We start from the raw sequence: 2,538 nt of genomic DNA on the forward strand, positions 1-2,538 counted from the left end.
GAGCCGGTGGCGCCGTTCGCGTTGCTGTCCGACGCGGACCGGGCTGCTCTGCCGGACGGCCTGACCGACGCCTACCCGGCCACGCAGGCCCAGGTGGGTATGGCGGTGGAGATCGCCAAGGACGAGAGCGCCGCGCCGTACCACATCGTGCACACCATGCGCGTGGACGACGAACTGTCCTTCGACGTCGAGCCGCTGCACGCCACCCTCGCCGAGCTGGTCGCCCGGCACGACACGCTGCGCACATCGTTCGACCTGACCGGCTACTCGGTGCCGATGCAGCTCGTGCACGCCGAGGCGCAGGTGCCGGTCGCGGTCCACGCCGAGGCGACCGGCCACTCCGCGTACGTCGCCGCCGAGCGTGACCGGCCGTTCGACCTCGCGACGCCGCCGCCGCTGCTACGGGTGGCCGTCCACCGCGAGGACGACCCGGCCTGGTGGCTCACCGTCTCGGTCAGCCACCTGATCACCGGCGGCTGGGACCTCAATCTTCTGCTGGCCGACCTGCGCGACGGCTACCACCGGCGGCGGCGCGGCGAGCAGCCGACGCCCGCCGAACCAGTGGCCGTCCGGTACGCGGACTTCGTGGCCACCGAACTCTCGGCGCTCGACTCCGAGGCCGACGCGGCCTACTGGCGCGAGGTCGTGACCGGTACGCCGAAGCTCACCCTGCCGGGCACCCAGGCGACCGACTCCGGCCCGCGGCAGGTGTGCCGCACCGAATTGGACATCGCCGACCTGGACGGTGCGCTGCGCCGGTTCGCCAGCAGCCTCGGCGTACCCGTCAAGGCCGTTCTGCACGCGGCTCATTTGAAGGTGATGAGTCAGTTGACTGATGAGCGGCGTTTTTACACGGGGTTGGTGTGTGATGCGCGGCCGGAGGTGCGGGGTGCGGAGCGTGTGCATGGGATGTACATCAATGTGTTGCCGTTCGGTCATGAGCGGGGTGGGGGTTCGTGGGGTGATTTGGTGCGGTCGGTGTTCGACGGTGAGGTGCGGTTGTGGCCGCATCGGCGTTTCCCGTTGCCGGCGGTGCGCAGGCTGACGGGTGCCGACACGCACCCGATCGACGTCGTCTTCGGCTACACCGAACCCCGTACCGACCCGTCCGGTGGGGCAGGCGCGGACGGACCGGGCGAAGCGCCGACGCCCGACGGCCACACCACGCCCGCCCGGGTCGCCAGTGACGTGGCCGCCACCGAGTTCGTCCTGTCCGTCGGTGCCAGCCCGACCGTGATCCGCCTCGTCGGTGACGGGCGGGTGTTTGGCGGGGCGGGTTTGGTGCGGTTGGCGGGGATGTTCCGGGTGGTGTTGGAGTCGATGCTGGCGGATCCGGGTGGGGATTCGCGGGTGGTGTGTGTGCCCCCTGCTGAGGCGGAGTGGTTGTCCCGGGTGGGTGTGGGGCCGGTGGCGCCGGTAGAGGGTGTCGCCTATTCGGCCTTTGCGGCGCAGGTGGGTGTGCGCGGTGATGCGGTTGCGATTGGTGATGGTGGGGTGTCGTTGTCGTATTCGGAGTTGAATGCGGCGGCGAACAGGTTGGCTCGGTATTTGCGGTCGGTGGGTGTGGGTGCCGAGGTGTTGGTGGGTGTGTGTCTGCATCGTTCGGTGGATCAGGTTGTGGCGATGTTGGCGGTGCATAAGGCCGGTGGTGTGTATGTGCCGTTGGATCCGGGTTATCCGGTTGAGCGTTTGGGTTTGATGGTTGCCGATGCGGGTGCGTCGGTGGTGGTGACGTCGTCGGGGTTGTTGGCGGGGTTGCCGGGGTTGGCGGCTGAGGTGGTGTTGGTTGATCGGCCGGGGTTGTGGGCGGGTGAGTCGGGTGCGGATGTGCCGGTGGTGGTGGGTCCGGACAATGCCTGTTATGTGATCTTCACGTCGGGGTCGACGGGTCGGCCGAAGGGCGCGGTGGTCACCCACGCCGGCCTCGTCAACCGCACCCAACACGTCCTGCCGGAGGTCTACCGCCTCGGCCCGGACGGCGTCGTCCTCCAGAAGACCGAGATCGGTTTCGACGTCTCACCGGCCGAGGTCTACGCCGCGCTGTCGGCCGGCGCGCGGATCGTCGTCGCCCGCCCGGGCGGGCACCGTGACCCCGCGTACCTCCGTGATCTGATCATCGCGGAGCAGGTGACGACCGCCCACTTCGTCCCGGCGATGCTGGCGGCGCTGCTCGCCGAGGGCCTCGAGCGCTGCACCTCACTGCGCTCCGTCGGCGTCGGAGGTGAGGAGTTGCCCGTCGACGTGGCGCGGGCGTTCCTCGCTGCGCTTCCCCACTGCGAACTGCACAACACCTACGGTCCTGCCGAGGCGGCGGTCGACGTCACCAGTTGGCAGTGCGACCCGGACGCCCTGGCCGAACTGACCCGGGTGCCCCTCGGCGGACCGCACCCCAATCTGCGGCTCCACGTCCTCGACGAAAACCTCGCGATGGTCCCCATCGGCGTGCCGGGCGAGCTGTACCTCGGTGGTGTGGGTGTGGGTCGGGGTTATTTGCGGGGTGGGGGGTTGACGGCGGATCGGTTTGTGCCGGATCCGTTT

Annotated in this window: 1 protein-coding gene; it reads left to right on the forward strand. The window is 69.4% G+C overall.

What is annotated here, in order from left to right; genetic code table 11:
- Positions 1–2,538, forward strand: a 2,538-nt coding sequence (locus ACLQ3F_RS31580) for a non-ribosomal peptide synthetase (protein ID WP_425853353.1), incomplete at both ends; no start/stop codon positions are given.

It is taken from the genome of Micromonospora sp. DT15 (assembly GCF_049841475.1).
GTDB lineage: Bacteria > Actinomycetota > Actinomycetes > Mycobacteriales > Micromonosporaceae > Micromonospora.